At 45.1% G+C, this 19,172-nt stretch carries 14 protein-coding genes and 4 pseudogenes; all 18 read left to right on the forward strand.

What is annotated here, in order from left to right; genetic code table 11:
• Positions 1-936 precede the first annotated feature (936 nt).
• The 18 genes and pseudogenes from PKHYL_RS16535 to PKHYL_RS16610 all read left to right on the forward strand — a co-directional run bounded on the left by PKHYL_RS16535 (position 937) and on the right by PKHYL_RS16610 (position 19,089).
• Positions 937-2,268, forward strand: a pseudogene (locus tag PKHYL_RS16535) (Na(+)-translocating NADH-quinone reductase subunit A).
• A gap of 5 nt (positions 2,269-2,273) precedes the next feature.
• On the forward strand, positions 2,274-3,509 hold the full coding sequence (locus PKHYL_RS16545; protein WP_071002705.1) for an NADH:ubiquinone reductase (Na(+)-transporting) subunit B: 1,236 nt from the start codon (positions 2,274-2,276) through the stop codon (positions 3,507-3,509).
• Positions 3,490-4,393 (forward strand): annotated as a pseudogene (locus tag PKHYL_RS16550) (Na(+)-translocating NADH-quinone reductase subunit C). The gene PKHYL_RS16545 and the pseudogene PKHYL_RS16550 overlap by 20 nt, the downstream one beginning before the upstream one ends.
• A gap of 1 nt (position 4,394) precedes the next feature.
• A complete protein-coding gene (locus PKHYL_RS16555) occupies positions 4,395-5,066 on the forward strand; it encodes an NADH:ubiquinone reductase (Na(+)-transporting) subunit D (protein ID WP_071002703.1) in 672 nt (223 codons plus the stop codon).
• Complete coding sequence (gene nqrE, locus PKHYL_RS16560) at positions 5,066-5,674, forward strand: NADH:ubiquinone reductase (Na(+)-transporting) subunit E (protein WP_058025262.1); 609 nt, start codon at positions 5,066-5,068, stop codon at positions 5,672-5,674. The genes PKHYL_RS16555 and nqrE overlap by 1 nt, the downstream gene beginning before the upstream one ends.
• Positions 5,675-5,796: 122 nt before the next feature.
• Positions 5,797-7,033 (forward strand): annotated as a pseudogene (gene nqrF, locus PKHYL_RS16565) (NADH:ubiquinone reductase (Na(+)-transporting) subunit F).
• A gap of 176 nt (positions 7,034-7,209) precedes the next feature.
• On the forward strand, positions 7,210-8,010 hold the full coding sequence (locus PKHYL_RS16570; RefSeq protein ID WP_240365643.1) for an SDR family NAD(P)-dependent oxidoreductase: 801 nt from the start codon (positions 7,210-7,212) through the stop codon (positions 8,008-8,010).
• Between the two features lie 230 nt (positions 8,011-8,240).
• The gene (locus PKHYL_RS16575) at positions 8,241-9,338 is read left to right on the forward strand and encodes an FAD:protein FMN transferase (protein WP_442966167.1); all 1,098 of its coding nucleotides are present in this window, start codon (positions 8,241-8,243) and stop codon (positions 9,336-9,338) included.
• A gap of 113 nt (positions 9,339-9,451) precedes the next feature.
• Positions 9,452-9,712, forward strand: coding sequence for a (Na+)-NQR maturation NqrM (nqrM, locus tag PKHYL_RS16580; RefSeq protein WP_240365645.1), 261 nt, complete (start codon positions 9,452-9,454; stop codon positions 9,710-9,712).
• A 330-nt stretch (positions 9,713-10,042) separates the two neighbouring features.
• Positions 10,043-11,257 (forward strand): MFS transporter, encoded by a 1,215-nt coding sequence (locus tag PKHYL_RS16585; RefSeq protein WP_240365646.1) that lies wholly within the window; start codon positions 10,043-10,045, stop codon positions 11,255-11,257.
• A 189-nt stretch (positions 11,258-11,446) separates the two neighbouring features.
• On the forward strand, positions 11,447-12,283 hold the full coding sequence (locus PKHYL_RS16590) for an arylesterase (RefSeq protein ID WP_240365647.1): 837 nt from the start codon (positions 11,447-11,449) through the stop codon (positions 12,281-12,283).
• Positions 12,284-12,295: 12 nt separating this feature from the next.
• The gene (locus PKHYL_RS16595) at positions 12,296-13,012 is read left to right on the forward strand and encodes an ABC transporter ATP-binding protein (protein ID WP_240365648.1); all 717 of its coding nucleotides are present in this window, start codon (positions 12,296-12,298) and stop codon (positions 13,010-13,012) included.
• On the forward strand, positions 13,009-14,328 hold the full coding sequence (locus tag PKHYL_RS18370; RefSeq protein WP_332835907.1) for an ABC transporter permease: 1,320 nt from the start codon (positions 13,009-13,011) through the stop codon (positions 14,326-14,328). The genes PKHYL_RS16595 and PKHYL_RS18370 overlap by 4 nt, the downstream gene beginning before the upstream one ends.
• Positions 14,301-14,687, forward strand: a complete 387-nt coding sequence (locus tag PKHYL_RS18375) for a hypothetical protein (protein WP_332835908.1) — start codon at positions 14,301-14,303, stop codon at positions 14,685-14,687. Before PKHYL_RS18370 ends, PKHYL_RS18375 begins: the two co-directional genes overlap by 28 nt.
• Positions 14,626-15,363 (forward strand): hypothetical protein, encoded by a 738-nt coding sequence (locus tag PKHYL_RS18380; protein WP_332835909.1) that lies wholly within the window; start codon positions 14,626-14,628, stop codon positions 15,361-15,363. The genes PKHYL_RS18375 and PKHYL_RS18380 overlap by 62 nt, the downstream gene beginning before the upstream one ends.
• The gene (locus PKHYL_RS18385) at positions 15,341-15,637 is read left to right on the forward strand and encodes an FtsX-like permease family protein (protein WP_332835910.1); all 297 of its coding nucleotides are present in this window, start codon (positions 15,341-15,343) and stop codon (positions 15,635-15,637) included. The genes PKHYL_RS18380 and PKHYL_RS18385 overlap by 23 nt, the downstream gene beginning before the upstream one ends.
• Positions 15,638-16,724: 1,087 nt before the next feature.
• A complete protein-coding gene (locus PKHYL_RS16605; protein ID WP_071002696.1) occupies positions 16,725-17,426 on the forward strand; it encodes a hypothetical protein in 702 nt (233 codons plus the stop codon).
• Between the two features lie 344 nt (positions 17,427-17,770).
• Positions 17,771-19,089: pseudogene (locus PKHYL_RS16610) on the forward strand (valine--pyruvate transaminase).
• The last annotated feature ends 83 nt before the right edge of the window (positions 19,090-19,172 follow it).

The following is a 19,172-nucleotide window of genomic DNA, read 5'->3' on the forward strand; positions in this document are numbered from 1 at the left end:
AAACAAAGATGGAATACAACCAAAACCAAATAGTTATGGCCGTCAGTTGTAGTACGTAGAATCACCACCAACATTCGTTAAATTCTATTACTGACTGGCAATTTTAGGTCAATTTAGCGTATAATCCTAGGTAAATTTTTATTTGTTTCTATGTGATAGTAACCATGCGTTACGCTTTTTGTTGAGACGGTATTGCTTAATCGCACTTCATAATGCCTCAGAGACAATGAGCAATGGCTCAATATATCCGTATGATATTAACTGATATATTGCCAAAAAGGGTTATAATAGAAATCTAATCTGGTAGTCTGTATACCACCGATACTGCAGTATAAAGCCCCATTGGTTGCCGTTTAAAACACTATTACTAGCTAACAATATAAAACAGTTATGACTAGAGTTTGGCAGCTCACAAAAATAATGTGATGCTTGCTTATCTAGGTTGTCTTTTAGCCAGTTGATCATCTACTTCAATAGATCGTTTTTAGTCATACCTCTAAAAAATTGCGTATTTTTGAATGATGCTGATTGGATAAAAGTGGCCCATCATACTGGTATTACAAGTTTTTAATTTCAATGAAACGTATGATAAGGCTGTTATTTTCAAAGTAATCTCTGTTGGCAATGTGCTTTTGGCGATTGATTTTGATTCAATAGTTTTAGCATACACCTTGGTAGCCAGTCGCCACTTTGGTAATTCGAATAAGACATTAACGTGTTGTTAAGGAGTCTAAGGTCAGCGTTAATACTCTTAATAGTAGTTATGATCATGTATTATCTTCAGAGAGCTTTCATCCTTATTTCAGTATAGAAATAGATGATTGAAGGCTTTATTGAGTGAGATAAATGTTCAAGCTACCGATGTACCAAACAGGATGTCTGGTATCGTTTTAGACTATGGACTAAGTTTTCGCTTATGATTACCATCAAAAAGGTTTGGATTTGCCCATCACCGGTGAACCCTCCCGCGAGATATCTGAGCACCAACCGACACATGTAGCACTTATTGGCTATGATTACGTGGGCATGAAGCCTACGATGAATGTTAAAGAAGGTGACATTGTAGCCAAAGGTCAGCCCGTTTTTGAAGACAAAAAGCGTGTTGGCGTCATCTATACTGCCCCTGCTGCTGGTAAGGTCGTCGCTGTTAAACGTGGCGAACGTCGAGTGTTTGAGAGTCTTGTGATTGAGGTCGACCCGAATGGTGAAGAAGTAGACTTTGAGCGCTATGACTCACAGCAGCTTGCTGACCTAGACTCTGAAGTCGTTGAAACCCAACTGATTGCCTCTGGCGAATGGACTGCGTTTCGCACACGTCCCTATAGCCGTGCGCCCGAAATCGGCGCTCGTCCACATGCTATCTTTGTGACAGCAATGGACACCAATCCACTCGCCCTTGATCCAATGCTGGTGATCAATGAGCAGCTACAAGCGTTCAATGATGGCCTAGCAGTACTCTCAACACTCACGCCCAAGACCTTTGTCTGCCACCATGGCGACGCCCAGTTGACGCCAGTTGCAAAAACTGCGGCTAATAATGTCACTGAGTATCATGCTTTTGCGGGTAAACATCCAGCAGGTCTTGCAGGTACGCACATTCATTTCTTGCACCCTATCAGCCGCGGCGTGACCGTATGGACGATTGGTTATCAAGATGTGATTGCGATTGGTAAGCTGTTCACAACTGGACGTCTATATACACGTCGTATGCTAAGCTTGGCCGGCCCTGCGGTTACCAATCCGCATCTGATTGCAACCGAGCGTGGTGCTGATATTACGGCATTAACCAAAGGTCAGCTAGCGGCAGGCGAGAACCGTATCATCTCAGGTTCAGTATTGTCTGGTCGCAGAGTATTTGACAATATCGCTTATCTTGGTCGTTTTCATAATCAGATCAGTGCACTGCCTGAAGGTCGTGAGCGTCCTGCGTTTCACTTCTTTAGCCTCGGTAAAAACCGCTTCTCAAAGCTGCCTATCTATATTTCGCAGTTTTTTGGTGGCAAAAGTACAATTTCACCACAACAAGTAATGGCTCACCACGAGCAATGGTACCGATTGGTGTCTATGAAGAAGTCATGCCTCAAGATTACCTGCCCACTCAATTGTTACGTGCTTTGATTGTCGAAGACATCATCAGTGCCACTGATTTGGGTGCACTTGAGTTGGATGAAGAAGACTTGGCACTATGCACCTTTGTATCTCCCTGGCAAATATGAGTTCGGTGATATTTTGCGTGATAACTTAACGCGCATTGAGCTGGAGGGCTAACCACGATGAAATTTTTACACAATATGTTCGATCGTATGGAGCCATCTTTTACCAAAGGCGGCAAACACGAAAAGTATTATGCTATTTTTGAGATGTTTGATACGTTTCTTCGTCAGCCAGGCACCACAACGTACGCTTCATCACACGTTCGTGACGGTATCGACTTAAAGCGTATTATGATTACGGTATGGCTATGTACTTTCCCAGCAATGTTTTGGGGTATGTACAACATCGGTCATCAAGCACTAACCGCTATCGCTCAGCTCGGTCTGCAACCTGAAGGCTGGCGTACCGTCATCACTAGTATGGCAGGCTACAACCCAGACAGTATCTGGGCAAGCTTTGTTTATGGGGCCATGCAGTTTTTGCCGATTTATATCGTGACGTTTGCCGTCGGTATTCTCTGTGAGATTATCTTTGCGGTCGTCCGCGGACACGAAGTTAACGAAGGTTTCTTTGTGACGTCAGTTCTGTTTGCACTATGTTTACCACCTGATATTCCTTTATGGCAAGTTGCCCTCGGTATTATCTTTGGTGTGGTGGTCGCAAAAGAAGTGTTCGGTGGTACTGGTAAAAACTTCTTGAATCCTGCCCTATCAGGCCGTGCGTTCTTATACTTTGCCTATCCAGCCTATATGTCTGGCGACTCAGTATGGACAGCTGTAGATGGCTTCTCAGGTGCGACCCCGCTTGGGCTTGCCGCGCTTGGTGTGGTTCCTCAAGATTTTGTTGATGTCTATGGCAATGCCATCACGTGGAGTGATGCATTCTTAGGCAACATGCAAGGTAGTATCGGTGAAGTATCGACGCTAGCTATCCTAATGGGTGCTGCGGTGTTGCTTTGGACGCGTATTGCTTCTTGGCGCATCATGGCAGGTTGTGTGGTTGGTTTGATTGCTACTTCATTGGTGTTCAACCTGATTGGCTCTGATGACAATATGATGATGAGCTTGCCATTCTACTGGCACTTGGTTATCGGTGGTTTTGCGTTCGGTGCAGTATTCATGGCAACCGACCCCGTTTCTGCTGCGCACACCAATAAGGGCCGCTGGGCTTATGGTATCTTGATCGGTTTTATGACCGTTCTGATTCGTGTTATTAACCCAGCTTTCCCAGAAGGCATCATGCTGGCTATCTTGTTTGCCAACTTATTTGCTCCACTGTTTGATTATTTTGTGACCCAAGCAAATATCAAACGCCAAACTGCTCGGAGGGTTCGTTATGTCCAAGCCCAAAAGTAATAATGCCAAAACCATCAGTGTGGCTTTGACGCTGTGCTTGGTTTGTTCAGTATTGGTCTCAGCTGTCGCTGTTGGCCTAAAACCTGCACAAATCGAAAATGCACGCTTGGATCGCAATAAAAACATCTTGGTCGCCGCTGACATGTACAATACTGAGTCTGATACAGCAGATGATGTCGCCGAACGTTTTAAAGATTTTGATGTCAAAATCATTGATCTAAACAAAGGCAACTACCTTGATGATGATGAGTTAAAAACGGCGGGTATTCCTGATCGTAATGCTTATGACGCCAGTCAAGCGACCAAAAACCAAGCCTTAAGCGAAGACTTGGGCGACAATGATCCTGCTGGTATTGGCCGTAAGCCAAAAATACGCCAAAGTCTATGTCAAAGAAGATGACGCAGGCAAACCTGAACTGGTTGTATTGCCTATTCAAGGCTACGGGCTATGGGGTACGATTTATGGTTTCTTAACGCTTGAAAGTGACATGAATACCATCAAAGGTATCAGTTTTTATGAGCATAAAGAGACCCCAGGTCTTGGCGCTCGTATTGAAGAGCCAGAGTGGCGCGCACAGTGGAATGGCATCCATTCTTATGATGACAATGGCGACGTTGCTACTGGTGTGACCAAAGCGGGTAATCCGAAAGACAATTGGGTCGATGGTATCAGCGGCGCAACACTAACAAGCCGCGGCGTCAGCAACATGATTCAGTTCTGGTTAGGCGATCAAGGCTATAAGCCTTATCTAGATATGCTACGTAAAGAGAGCGGTCAGACCCTTGATGATGCAGATACACAAGCAAATCAGTCAACGTCGGTCGCTCAACTTAACACCGAATTGGCAGCCGCGCTACCAATAGCTAATGGCAAGGAGGCATAAAATGGCTGACACTAAAAGTATTTTAACCACGCCTATTTTTGACAATAATCCCATTGGTCTACAGATTCTTGGTATCTGTTCGGCACTGGCAGTCACAACGAGTATGGCCAATGCCATGGTCATGTGTGTGGCACTCACCTTGGTGACGGCATTTTCAAGCTTCTTTATCTCTATTATTCGTAAGCAGATTCCATCGAGCATTCGTATCATCGTACAGATGACCATTATTGCTTCATTGGTTATCTTGGTAGATCAGGTACTAAAAGCGGTCGCTTATGATGTGAGTAAAGGTCTGTCGGTCTTCGTTGGTTTGATTATCACCAACTGTATCGTTATGGGCCGTGCTGAAGCATTTGCCATGAGTAACCCACCAGTCCCAAGCTTTTTAGATGGTATTGGTAACGGTCTTGGTTACTCGGCAGTCTTGCTATTCGTTGCCACCATTCGTGAGCTGTTAGGCGCAGGAACTTGGTTTGGTATCACTATCCTACAGCCAGTTACTGATGGCGGTTGGTATATACCAAACGGTCTGTTGCTATTGCCACCATCAGCGTTCTTCATTATTGCTTTGTTTATCGCAATCGTCCGTACCTGGAAACCAGAACAAGTGGAAGAAGCTGAGTTTGTAATGAAGCCGCAGTCTAAAGGCATGGCACATGGAGGCGGTCACTAATGGGACATTATATTAGTTTATTTATAACCTCAGTCTTTATCGAGAACATGGCACTTGCCTACTTCTTAGGCATGTGTACTTTTTTGGCCGTATCCAAAAAAGTCTCGACAGCGATTGGTCTAGGGGTTGCTGTGATTGTCGTGATGGCCATCACCGTTCCGCTAAACAACTTGCTATTCCAGTTCATCCTAAAAGATGGTGCATTGGCTTGGGCAGGCTTCCCTGATATCAACTTGAGCTTCTTAGGGTTGCTTAGTTACATCGGTTTGATTGCAGCCACCGTACAGATTCTAGAGATGTTCTTGGACAAGTTTGTACCAAGTTTATACAACGCGCTTGGGGTATTCTTACCACTAATCACCGTAAACTGTGCCATCTTGGGTGGTGTACTATTTATGGTCGAGCGTGATTATAACTTTGGTGAATCTGTCGTCTATGGTGTGGGCGCAGGCTTCGGTTGGGCACTTGCTATTACTGCATTGGCAGGTATTCGTGAAAAGCTCAAATACTCAGACATTCCAGCGCCATTGCGCGGTCTTGGTATTACCTTTCTCACGGTTGGTCTTATGTCGCTCGGCTTTATGTCGTTCGGTGGTATGTCCATCTAAACTACTAAGCTCAAAGCTTCTATTAGCTATTTGATCTATTTAATTCATTTATTCGGTAAGGGTTCGGACACAGCATAAAAAATGTCTTCGCACCCCTACCCCATAGATTAAGGATACCTACCATGGATTACGCTACGGCGATTGGTGGCGTTGCTATGTTTACCTTGATCATCATGGGCCTCGTCGCTATTATTTTGGCGGCGCGCTCAAGACTGGTCAGTTCAGGCGATGTCACTATCCATATTAATGATAATCCCGATAATGACGTGGTGACACCAGCAGGCGGTAAACTACTGCAAACGCTAGCGGGCGAAGGCATCTTTTGTCTTCAGCGTGTGGTGGCGGTGGTACCTGTGCGCAGTGTCGTTGCCGCGTTATTGAAGGTGGCGGTTCTATTTTGCCCACCGAAGAAGGCTATTTTACTCAAGGCGAGATCCGCAATCACATGCGCTTGGCTTGTCAGGTAGCTGTTAAGCAAGACATGAAAATTGAGATTGATCCTGAATTCTTTGATGTACAAAAATGGGAATGTGAGGTTATCTCAAACGATAACGTTGCGACTTTCATTAAAGAGCTGGTGCTAAAAATCCCAGAAGGCGAAGAAGTCAACTTCCGCGCTGGTGGTTATGTGCAGCTTGAAGCGCCACCGCATGAAGTGCATTATAAAGACTTTGTGATTGACGAAGAATATAGAGAAGACTGGGAAAAATTCGGTATCTTCAACTATGTCTCGAGAAAGTTGATGAGCCCGTTATCCGTGCTTACTCAATGGCCAACTACCCTGAAGAAAAAGGCATCATCAAATTCAACATCCGTATCGCAAGTCCACCGCCACGTGGTCCTGACGGCATTCCACCGGGCAAAATGTCTTCATGGGTGTTTAGTCTGGTCCCTGGCGACAAAGTGACGGTTTCAGGTCCTTATGGTGAATTCTTTGCCAAGAAGACTGAAGCTGAAATGATCTTTGTCGGTGGTGGTGCTGGTATGGCTCCCATGCGCTCGCATATCTTTGATCAGCTCAAGCGCTTGAAAACCGATCGTAAGATCAGTTTCTGGTATGGTGCTCGCTCGATCCGTGAAATGTTCTATGTTGAAGATTACGATCAGCTAGAAGAAGAGTTTGACAATTTTGAATGGCATGTGGCTCTGTCTGACCCATTACCAGAAGATAACTGGGAAGGTCCAACAGGCTTTATCCATAACGTGTTGCTCGAAAACTATCTGAAAGATCATCCAAACCCAGAAGACTGTGAATACTACATGTGTGGGCCACCGATGATGAACGCTGCTGTGATCGATATGCTACACAGCTTGGGCGTAGAAGACGAAAATATCATGCTTGATGATTTCGGTGGTTAAATAACCCCGCCAGATAAACTTAAAAGTGTATATAATATATAAAAAGAGTCTCAATTGAGGCTCTTTTTTTGTGTGATTTTAGCAATCATTGTGGTTGTTGAAACTACAAATCTAACTGGTAGATCAGCATTGCTATCCTATATCATGAACGCTCTAAATATTAAGAAAGGACGCTTATGAAAACCAAATACAAAGATCTGACCATTTGGATCACGGGTGCTTCTAGTGGTATTGGGCAAGCATTGGCGATTGCCTTTGCCAAGCGTGGTGCTAGAATTATTCTCAGTGGCCGTGATAACCAAAAACTAGAATCCGTCAAAAAAAGCTGTAAGCGTGCGAATAGGCATATTGTCATTCCGTTTGATATCAGTGACGCTGCTCAAGCAAAAGCCGCCTATGACAATGCCAAAGCTCAGGCTGGAAACATTGATTGGCTCATCAATAACGCCGGTATTAGCCAGCGCTCACTCATCATGGAAACTGACGAAGACGTCGAGCGTCAGATTATGGAGGTAGATTACTTTGCTCAGACGCGACTAACCAGACTGATACTGCCTGATATGATCGCACAAGGTGGCGGCAAAATCGTCATGGTATCGAGTGTGGCAGGATTACTAGGGACACAATATCGCGGTGCTTATGGCGCAGCCAAAGCCGCATTGCATATGTGGGCAAACAGTTTACGGGCAGAGTTGCATGACAAAGGTATAGAGGTTGCGACGATATTCCCAGGATTTATTCAGACCAACATCTCTATCAATGCCTTGACAGGTGATGGCAGCGTTCAGGGCACCATGGATGAAGCAACCAGTAACGGTCTCACGGCAACTGATTTTGCAAAGCAAGTGGTGAAGGCACTCTCAAAAGGTGAAGAATATATCGTGGTCGCTGGCAGTAAAGAAAAGCTGGCCACACGGGTCAATCGTGTCTCACCGCCCAAACTTTATAAGCTCATACGTGAGTCGCAAGTAAAATAGCTTGGTATGCAGTAGATTAGTATGCAGTGGCTTGGTATGCAGTAGATTGTCACCGAACATTGCCATCATTGGTATTTGTGGGGTCAAGGGGTGTAAAATAGGCCTGACCTATTTTATACCCCAACTCATTTCTGCGTTATACCGAAGATCCTATGAAAAATACCCGATACTGCTCCGCCTCCTCAAAACCCATAAATGCTTCTTTGCTTGGCATCGCGGGTCTCGCTAGTATGGTGAGTCTCAGCGCCTGCCAGCAAACACCAGATTATAACTATCTGACTGGTGAAACGATGGGGACAAGCTACCATATCAGTTATCAACTCCCTGATAATGCAGATGAAGCTGCCATACAAGCGTCAATCGATGAACGCTTGAAACAGATTAATGACAGCATGTCGACCTATCAGAGCGACTCAACCATAACCAAATTCAATCAGCTGGGCAAAGGCACACCGATTGCCATCGACGCTGATTTTAGTCGGGTGCTGGATGTGTCAAAGATTGTCTACGAGCAGTCTGGCGGCGCATTCGATCCTACGGTGATGCCGCTTGTCGAGACCTGGGGTTTTGGCAGCACCATGACAGTCGAGCGTCTACAAAGTCCGCCTACAGCGCTCGAGATTGCCCAAGCAAAAGCACTGGTAGACTTTGAGAGTATTATAAAAAAAGATCAAACGGTATCCAAAACTAAAGACGGCGTCGAGCTTGATTTTTCTGCCGTTGCCAAAGGGTATGGGGTTGATGTCATCGCCGATGTGCTGAGAGAGGATTATCAAATTCGTAATTATATGGTTGAGATTGGCGGTGAAATTTCGACATCTGGCGTTAACAACCAACAGCAGCCATGGCAAATTGCGATTGACGCCCCTATTGAAGGCAGCACTGTCAGCGAGCGTCAAACAATCTCTGCCATCCGCCAACCAAAAAATACGGCTAGCCAAATGCATCTGGCAACCTCAGGAAACTATCGCAACTCCGTCATATTTGATGGCAAACGCTATAGCCATACCATCGATCCGACCACTGGCAAACCCATCGCGGGCGGTGCGCCCTCCGTCACTGTCGCGGCTGATTCAGTTGCATTAGCTGATGCATGGGCGACAGCGCTGACAGCGATGCCCTATCATAAAGCACTAGATGTCGCTAAAGCTCAAAACTTGGCTGCTATGTTTGTAGTATTGGCTGACGATATAAAAACAGACGGGTCTGAGAGTAATATTTCTGATAACGTGTCTGATGATAATATCGATGACTGGCAAGTGGTTCAGACACCAGCAATGCAAGCATTACGCGCTGACAAAAAAGCCCTAGTAAGTTTTTGGCATTGAAACAAGAGAATACGATAACGCGCAACGAGCAACACCAAAATTTGCTATACTATTAGTTAGTTGCCATTAAAAGTACATCATTATCATTAACAGCAACCGCCCCACTTTTGACAATGAGGTTTCCTCTATGCTTAGCCAATTGCTTCCCTATGCTTGCCATTACCTTTACAGTGTTTATCCTATTTTTCGTTTTTATGGGCATCGGTTATATGGTCAAAAAAAAGCCGCTCAAAGGCTCTTGTGGTGGTGTTGCCAAATTGATGGGGGATGAGCAGTGCTCATTTTGTGGCGATGATCCCAACAAGTGCGACTCATTGATGGCAGAACAACAAGAAAACGCGTTAAGAGCTGCCCAACTCGGCAAATCTGTGTAAAAACTCATTGGTTACCATACGCGGGTAGTATTTACCTAACATCTGTTCGTATAATAGCGTCAAGTCATTCAAAGTGACTTGGCGTTATTTTCATGTCGCCATCTCTTATTATGCCTATTTAGACACTCTCTATCTAGATATTTTCTATTTAAAAAACTGGCTAGCAAACATATCTGTTTTGCCCTCTGCAAATTTTTAGTTCTGATTGACGTTATTGATTACCGTTTGGGTACGTGTCTGAGTAAATGATCTTTGGTGTTGTTTTTACAAGCGACGATTTTTCGGTGCTGTTTTATAACGTGTCCTTTTCCCTGTTATCGTTGTGCTGTTATGTCTACCTCATCCAATCTGCCTTCATCACGTTTCACCTTTTGGTTAGTGCTATGCGCCATGATTTTGCTAGCGACCAATATGCGTGCCCCTATCGTTGCGCTGGGCGCTATCGCGCCAGTGGTGAAAGAAGCACTCAATATCTCGGAGATACAGATTGGCTGGTTGGGCGCTGTGCCGATGCTGGGTTTTGCCCTTGGTGCGCTGATCTCGCCAGCCATTGGCAAGCGCTTCGGACTTGAAAATACGCTGATTGCCATGATCGCGCTATTAACCACTGGCATGATTCTGCGTACCGTTATCCCGACGTGGACTGGGTTTTTGATGGGGACGTTGTTACTTACCCTAGCCATTGGCTTTGCCAATACACTGGCCGCGCCTGTCATCAAGCAACGTACTCCGCAACATATTCCGCTGATTACGGGTTTGTTTAGTTTAACAATGACGGTGACCGCTGGGATAGTCTCAGGCATCGTCCTCCCTTTGTCTGAGCAAGTAGGCTGGCAATGGGCGTTGGGTGGATGGACGGTTTTAGGTATTTTTGCGTTATTGATTTGGTTATTTTTGCGTGTGCGTTTGGGCTCATCCAACCACCAACCCGTCATATCTACAGATAAAGATGCCTCTGATATCTCTATTTGGCGAACGACGTTTGCTTGGCAAATTGCTGTCTTTATGGGGCTACAATCATTACTGTTTTATACCGTTGCCAGTTTTTTGCCTTCTATTTTGGTTAGTAAAGGGCTATCTGCCGTGAGCGCTGGCCAAATGGGTTCTGTGTTTCAGTTTATGGCACCCATCTCTATTTTGAGTCTGACATGGCTGATTAATCGTGGTCGTCCTATTCAAGCACTCGCCGTGTTTGCCGCTGTGCTCAATGTCATTGGCGTATTAGGTATCAGCTATCTATCTACTGAGTTGGCGTGGCTATGGTCAGCCATGATGGGGATTGGTTGCTCAGCGATTTTTACCTTGAGTATGATGCTGTTTTCCCTGCGTACCTATACTACCAATCAATCAAGTGAGCTGTCTGGTATGGCACAGGCCGTCGGTTATTTGATTGCCTTTTTTGGTCCGCTTGGCACAGGCTGGCTCCATGAAGCGACTGATAGCTGGAGTCTGCCGCTTTTTATTATTCTGATACTGATGATTGCAAACGTTGTGATTGCTTGGCTCGTCAGTCGTCCAGTGATGGTCGATGGCAAATATATTTGATATTAGCTTATCAAAATCTCTACATACTGCTGTCTATAAGTCCTTGATTTCTAACGCGCAATAAAGCTGTCTTGAAATTAACCTTAGGGCAATATTGGTGGCTGTCTTATTTTGCTATAGTCAGTGCAAGATGATTTAAATCTTGAGCTGACTCTACATCAGCTTGATTGCTTATAGGACATAACACCCATGCTAAATACCCCTTCTCGGCTCGCTCAGCGCCTGCCTGCCATCGCCATGCTCGCTGCTGTCATGGCGATCAGTGGTTGTCAAAAAGAGACTGAGCCGACCACACCGAATCAACCGACTGACACCCAACGCTCAGATACTGAAACGACAGACAACCAAGCCAATACAACGTCCGTAGACGCCAATGCTGATGCACCCACCGATATGCAAGTCAACGACGCCCCAATCACTATTTTGGCCCTAGGTGATTCATTGACAGAGGGTCTTGGGGTGGATAAAGATGATAACTACCCTGCGCAGTTAGAAGATCGTCTGCAAGCAATGGGTTATAAGAATACTGAGGTGGTCAACTCCGGACTGAGCGGTGAAACCAGTACGGGACTCGTCAATCGCTTAGACTGGGTACTACAGACCAAACCTGATGTGACGATTTTGACCATTGGGGCTAACGATGCGATACGCGGTATCGATGTGGCGACGATTGAAGCCAATATTCGGACAGCTGTTAAACGTTTGCAAGACAATGGCAGTGTCGTCATTTTGGGCGGGATGTCGATCTATGATAACTTGGGCGATGACTACGTTGCCGCATTCTCAGATATCTATCCTCGCGTCGCTAAAGACATGAGCGTCCCTCTGATACCATTCTTTTTGGAGGGTGTCGGCGGTGAGGCTGAGCTCAACCAAGCAGATGCCATTCACCCAACCAAAGAAGGCTACACAATCATCGTCAATGACAATATCTTACCTATCTTAGAGCCCACGCTACAAGAAGTCACAGCAGCCGAAACCTCTCAGGCCGACACAACCAAAAATACGACAAACGAGTCCACTTAACGAGATACTGTAATGACATCACCTTCGACTGCCCCATCAATACCGCCAGTAGATACTGAAAAATCTGCCCTACTCACCGCCTCCCAGTTAAACAAAACTGTGCAAGTCGGTGAGCAAAAATTGTCTATCATTAAGGACGTAGATATTTATGTCAATGCTGGCGAGTTTGTGGTCATTATGGGCAAATCAGGCTCGGGTAAATCGACCTTGCTGGGCTTACTCGCAGCACTAGATTATCCTGATAGTGGTACGGTATCGCTGGCAGATCAAACGCTCAGCAGCTTGGATGAAGACTCACTTGCGGTTATTCGTCAACAGGACATGGGTTTTGTCTTTCAGTCATTTCATCTACTGCCGACCCTAACTGTCGCTGAAAATATCGCCTTTCCTCTTGATATTGCCAGACGTCCAAACCCAGCACGAGTCAACGAGCTGATCGATGCGGTTGATTTGGGTCATCGCCGTCATAGCTTACCCAATCAGTTATCAGGTGGTGAGCAGCAGCGTACGGCGGTGGCACGAGCGCTAGTATCGCATCCAAAGATTGTCTTTGCCGATGAGCCGACAGGGAACCTCGATGAGCAAAATGCCGATCAAGTCATGCAGCTGCTATTAAATCTACGCCAGCAAGTTGGCTCGGCACTGGTAGTCGTGACTCACGATCCTGCGCTTGCCGAGATGGCAGATCGCGTCATCACCATGCATGACGGCCGGATTGTACCGACATGAATGAAAAGCTGACAGACAACACATCGACTGATATAAAAAAGACTGATACCAGTATGCGTCAAGAGACCAGTTATTCTAGCGGTATCCTCAATCAACTTTTCACCAAAACACTAGGCTCGCAAGCACTCAGCCGTAGCTGGTGGCAGCGCTGGGTGTATCCAGTGTTGTTTCTACTCACATTGACCTTGTCACTTGCAACCTACCTGACCCTCGACTCTGTGCAGCAGTCTGTCGATCGTTATATCAATGACAATCAGCGCGCACTCGTTGGTGGGGATTTGATCTTAAACAGTAAGCAAGACTGGCCAAGCGAGGTATTGGCGCAAGTAGAAACCATCCCCGATACGCAGACCGTGTATGACTATCAGTTTAGCGCCATGCTCGTCACCGATGAGCAAACTTTACTTACCAGCGTCAAAGCCGTCACACCGTCTTACCCTTTGTACGGTACCGCTGAGCTTGCCTCAGGAAAGCCGCTGTGGGAGCAACTAACCGCTGACAATATCGTCGTCGCCCCAGAAGTGCTCAGTAGCCTAAATGCTAGTGTCGGCGACCATATCGATATTGGCGATGCGCAGTTTACGATCAGTGATGTGCTGACCAAAGAGCCTGACAGACCTTTGACCGCCTTTGGTTTTGGTGGGCGGGTCTTGATGAAACAAGATGCGTTAGAGGCCACCAATCTACTCGGTCAGCGCAGCCGCATCAATTACCGTATCGAGATAGCAGGTGATCCTGAACTGATAAGCACGCAGCGCAAAAAGCTCACAGGCATACTGACCAGCTATCCTGATATCGAGCTCTCTGATGCCGAGTCAGCAGATACTTCGGTCTCACGTATCTCTGATAATGTATTGATGTTTTTAAAGTTACTTGTCATCGCAGTGTTGCTACTCTCTGCGGTCGCCATGTACGGCGTCATTAGCGCGTTCGTTAGTAAGCAGCAGTCCAATAATGCCATTCGTTTGGCGTTAGGCGAGCCGCTTGGTTCACTCAAACGTAGCTATTATCAATTGCTTATCGTCACCACCGCCATTGCTTGTATTGCCGCGATTGTACTTAGTCTGGGTTTGCTTAAAATTGGTCAGCCGTATCTCGTGGCTATCTTACCTGCTGACGTGGGTCTATCTATCAATCCAATTAGCGCGATTAAGACCATTGTGATTGCCTTAGCCCTCACGTTGCTGATAGCGCAGCGTGGTTTAACGCGCTTAACACCACCAAACCCGCGACCCTACTCAATCAAGGGGCAAGTACGCAGTCGCAAAACTTGCCTTGGTATCGACGCGTGCCATTACTGTGGTATGGCTTGGTGATGACAGGGCTGTATGCCTTCTTTGCTTATGAAGTGGGCTCGCTGTCATTAGGCGCGCAATTATTGGGCGGCTTGATCGGCTTTGTGGCGATATTTTGGCTATTGGCGCGTGGGTGGCTGTGGTTGCTTAATAAGCTAGCGAGCAATGCCAAGGTCAGTTGGATGCAGCGTATCGCCATTCATAATCTGGCGCGCAAGGGCAATCAGTCCGCATTATTCTTTGTCACTTTATCGCTATCGGTTGCGGTGCTGACGCTCATCACCACACTCAATCACAGTATCAATGCGCAGTTTATCAATGCCTATCCTGAAGACGCGCCCAATCTGTTTTTTGCTCGATGTGCAAAGCGATCAACATGACGATATTGATGCGATCATTGAGGCGCCTGTCACTTATTATCCGGTCATTCGTGCGCGTGTAGAGACGGCGAACGATGTACCGGCAAAAGATATCGAGCCTGAGGATGGCTTTGATGATCCCACGCGGGTGTTTAACTTAAGCTACGCCGATACGGTGATGGATACTGAGTACATCACTGAATCGCTCACAGACGATGCGCTATATACGCCTATCGATGCGACAAATGAACAAATCAAACCCCTATCTATCTTGGACACTGCCGCCAGTATGCTCAATGTCGGCATGGGCGATCAGGTGCGCTTTAACATTCAAGGTATCGAAATCGTCGGGCAGATCACCAGTATTCGCACGCGCTATGAGCGTGGCCCAAGTCCGTATTTTTACTTCTTGTTTGAGCCGTCGGTGCTGTCCGCTGCCCCGCAGATTCAGTTTGCTACCGCGCACGTATCAGAAGATACCATTCCAGAGCTACAAGGCAAACTGGTACGCCAGTTCCCTGCGGTCACGACCATCGATGGCACGGCTATTGCCAAGCAAATTCAAGAGCTGGTGGTACAAATGAGCCGCTTGGTCTATGTGTTTACTTTGCTTGCCCTACTCACTGGCGTCATGGTGCTGATCAGCTCGCTGCTGTCTACCCTCGCAAGATCGTATGAAGGACAGCGCGTCATTTAGACTGCTCGGTATGCAAAAGCGCGATCTGTATATGCTCAATATTTTAGAGTTGGGTGTGCTTGGTATTAGCGCGGCAACCTTTGCCGTCGTTATCGCTAGCGTTGGCGCTTGGGCGGCTATCACGCAGTGGTTTAATCTGCGCTTTAGCGTGCCGTGGGCGAATCTGGCTATTGGTGGCGGATTGCTGCTTGCCTTACTGCTAGGTATTGCTATTATTTATGTACGCTTGGTGATTGGGCGTGGGATTATGGCTCGGGTACGGGCAATGATTTAGTGAAAACTCTAAGTCTTTTATAATTCAATCTTTAATATCAATACCTAGACAAATAGACCGACCCTATGTTACTCAACACTTGCTAGTAGAATAGCCATCATATATATTGACATACCAAAATATTTCTAGCGAACAGGGTTTTTATGGATATACCGAGTAAAGAGGAAGTTATAGATTTTGTGCACAAGAACTTCGGCCAAGAAAGCTCTAAGAATCTAAAAAACATCAGTAAAGGCGGAAATAACAATCAAAAGGCAGAGACTACGAAAACCAATTCTTGCTTTATAAAACTTTTGAAATAGCTAATAAGTACCCTCATAGTTGTGCTAATCAAATCGTTGATTCTCAAGTCATTGGTTTTGTAGATGATATTTGTCATATTGACTATGAGGTAAGCACAAAGTACAATTTTCAAGCTAAAAATTCGTCTGGAGATGCGGCTAAATGGACAGATGAGATTAGCAATCGTTTCCGAAAACAAAGAAGTATTGATGCTAATCTTTTTAAGGTTGACACCACGGAGAACTGCTTATTAGTTTCGAGCAAAAACATGCCTCAGAGAACCAAGAGAAAATCCCTATTGATTTAAAGAATAATGATACTTGTGAATACTTTGAGTTTTACCCAAACATATATGACCTAGTTCGCAATACTGACTTGTATCAATATATTGCCAAACTTATCGAACGTCCTTCTAGTTCTGAGTGTGATTATGCTGCTATCTTAATAAATGGCGTTTTGCAGGCTGGAAAGCATAAAACTATTGAAGATATTTTCAAGCAAGCAGAGTCTGATGCGAACCCAAATCCTTTCATAAAATTTCGTACCCATACTGCTCAAATTCTAATTGGGTACAACAAATATTGACAAAATATTCACATTGTGTTGTGTATAGTTTAAACTATGACAAGTTGATCCTTGATGTAAACGGAATGAAGGTAACATGTAGTGTACAGTTTCTAAGAGAAGTTCCTGAATCCGTAATGAAGAGCACTACAAATATCCAAAAATTAGTGAGCTTGATGCTGTCGGTTACTGGTTATAATATTATGAAATCTCTAGAGTCCTCCAATATGGGAGAGATAAAATGAGTAGAATTTACACCTCTATTGCTACACCTGAAGCACAAAAGCAACTTAACTGTCTTTTGAAAAGCTCAGATGTGCCTAAATTATATCAGTCAGCTATGAAAGAGTTAGGTAGACTCCTAGCTGAAGCTATTTTACCTGATTTTATAAAACAGAAAAGTACTGAGGCTATTGTAGTTTCAACTGCCGAAGATGCTGATTATCTTCAGTATGGCGTATCAGCTACATTGAAAAGCAATAAGGTAAATACTAAGCTCGCTGTATTTTGGAATCATCATTACCAGTTACCTAGCCAAACTAGCGTAGCACCAATTCTTCATAGCTTTATTGAACCAAACTATGAAGATATAGATAATGTTATAATCGTTAAATCTGTTATGTCAGGTAGCTGTGTGGTTCGTACTAACCTTATTGAGATGTTAGACAAAATTAATAAGATTAATAAAATATATATTCTTTCACCTGTAGCTCATGAAAAATCTGAACAAAAATTAAAGGACGCTTTTCCAAAGGAAATTTCTAGTAAATTTGAGTTTATTTGTTTTGCTATAGACGATAGAAAAAATAAGGAAGGTGAAGTTGTTCCTGGCATAGGAGGCCAAATCTATAACTTATTAGGCTTAGATAACCAACCAGCTCTCACAGGATATATGCCTAATGTAGTTAAAGATCTTGCTTTTGCTGATTTAGAATATTCTTGAATAACGAGAAGCTTTGGAAGATACTACTATTTTAAATAAGTAGTTCTTTTTTCTTGCTTCGGAACAATTAATATTAAACTAGCACCTTACTTAATAAATAGAATTTAGTGAGTAGTTATTTACTTCTTTTCTAAACACCCTTACTAGAAATTTTCTTAGCCTCACAAACCCAAAACGCCTTCTACTCCCATAGAAGGCGTTTTTGCTCTCACAATCTGTATAGAAATATAAGTCAATATCTGCCCCGCACTTTGCTTATTTTATAGCCCTCATTTGCTATACTAGCCCCACTTTATCGGTTAAACACCCACTTATAACACCCTCCCAAACAGCATGGTAGCCTTATGAAATTCTCAAAGTTCGGTCAAAAATTTACCCAACCCACCGGCATCTCACAATTGATGGATGATCTGGGCGACGCGCTCAAAAGCGATCAGCCAGTCAACATGCTGGGCGGTGGTAACCCTACCAAAATTGATGCCGTCAATGAGTTGTTTTTAGAGACCTATAAGGCGCTGGGCGTTGACAACGATGCAGACGTGCCCAACAGTAGCGCGATTATTAGCATGGCGAACTACTCCAATCCGCAAGGGGATGCTGGCTTTATCGATGCGTTGGTTGGCTTTTTTTAACCGTCATTATGATTGGAATCTCACGGCAGACAACATCGCTCTGACCAATGGCTCACAAAATGCGTTTTTCTATCTGTTTAATCTGTTTGGCGGTGCTTTCACTGATGAGCAGAACGAATCTGTCGACAAATCCATTCTACTGCCATTGACCCCTGAGTATATCGGCTATAGCGATGTGCATGTCGAAGGTCAGCATTTCACTGCCGTATTGCCGCATATCGATGAAGTGACGCATGATGGCGAAGCAGGCTTCTTTAAATATCGCGTGGATTTTGACGAGTTGGAGAACTTGCCCGCGTTAAAGGAAGGTCGTATCGGGGCGATTTGCTGCTCACGCCCGACCAACCCGACGGGCAACGTGCTGACCGATAACGAAATGGCGCATTTGTCCGAGATTGCGGCGCGCTATGACATTCCGCTGATTATCGACAACGCCTACGGTATGCCCTTCCCGAATATCATCTACTCTGATGTGAATTTGAACTGGGATAACAATACGATTCTGTGCTTTAGTCTGTCGAAGATTGGCTTGCCCGGTATGCGTACCGGTATTATCGTGGCTGATGCTAAAGTGATTGAGGCGGTCAGCGCGATGAATGCCGTGGTCAATCTAGCGCCGACCCGCTTTGGGGCAGCGATTGCCACGCCACTGGTCGAAAACGACCGTATCAAGCAGTTATCTGATAATGAGATTAAGCCTTTTTATCAGCAGCAAGCGAAGACCGCAGTTACCTTACTTAAAAAAGAATTGGGCGATTACCCGCTAGTGATTCATAAGCCTGAAGGCGCGATATTCTTGTGGCTGTGGTTCAAGGATTTACCGATTACTACCCTTGAGCTGTATGAGACTTTGAAAGAAAAAGGGACGCTTATCGTGCCGAGTGAGTATTTCTTCCCCGGTGTCGATGTCAGTGACTATCAACACGCGCATGAGTGTATTCGCATGAGTATCGCGGCAGATGAGGACACGTTGGCCAAAGGCATTGCGGTGATTGGTGAGGGTGGTGCGAAAGCTGTACGATGGTGAGTAGTCCGTTCTAAAAAACATGTTTTGAAAGTAAAAGGTAATAATGAATTATCACTACTACATTTTATTAAGCCTAGTAATAAACCT

The sequence above is a fragment of the Psychrobacter sp. KH172YL61 genome (assembly GCF_007182895.1).
Lineage (GTDB): Bacteria > Pseudomonadota > Gammaproteobacteria > Pseudomonadales > Moraxellaceae > Psychrobacter > Psychrobacter pacificensis.

Coding starts and splice junctions, on each gene's coding strand:
- PKHYL_RS16555 (WP_071002703.1), top strand. CDS start 4,395: ATGGCTGACACTAAAAGTATTTTAACCACGCCTATTTTTGACAATAAT.
- PKHYL_RS16595 (WP_240365648.1), top strand. CDS start 12,296: ATGACATCACCTTCGACTGCCCCATCAATACCGCCAGTAGATACTGAA.
- PKHYL_RS18385 (WP_332835910.1), top strand. CDS start 15,341: ATGAAGGACAGCGCGTCATTTAGACTGCTCGGTATGCAAAAGCGCGAT.
- PKHYL_RS16605 (WP_071002696.1), top strand. CDS start 16,725: ATGAGTAGAATTTACACCTCTATTGCTACACCTGAAGCACAAAAGCAA.
- PKHYL_RS16545 (WP_071002705.1), top strand. CDS start 2,274: ATGAAATTTTTACACAATATGTTCGATCGTATGGAGCCATCTTTTACC.
- PKHYL_RS16585 (WP_240365646.1), top strand. CDS start 10,043: ATGTCTACCTCATCCAATCTGCCTTCATCACGTTTCACCTTTTGGTTA.
- PKHYL_RS16575 (WP_442966167.1), top strand. CDS start 8,241: ATGGTGAGTCTCAGCGCCTGCCAGCAAACACCAGATTATAACTATCTG.
- PKHYL_RS16570 (WP_240365643.1), top strand. CDS start 7,210: ATGAAAACCAAATACAAAGATCTGACCATTTGGATCACGGGTGCTTCT.
- PKHYL_RS18370 (WP_332835907.1), top strand. CDS start 13,009: ATGAATGAAAAGCTGACAGACAACACATCGACTGATATAAAAAAGACT.
- nqrE (WP_058025262.1), top strand. CDS start 5,066: ATGGGACATTATATTAGTTTATTTATAACCTCAGTCTTTATCGAGAAC.
- PKHYL_RS18380 (WP_332835909.1), top strand. CDS start 14,626: ATGCCTATCCTGAAGACGCGCCCAATCTGTTTTTTGCTCGATGTGCAA.
- nqrM (WP_240365645.1), top strand. CDS start 9,452: ATGAGGTTTCCTCTATGCTTAGCCAATTGCTTCCCTATGCTTGCCATT.
- PKHYL_RS16590 (WP_240365647.1), top strand. CDS start 11,447: ATGCTAAATACCCCTTCTCGGCTCGCTCAGCGCCTGCCTGCCATCGCC.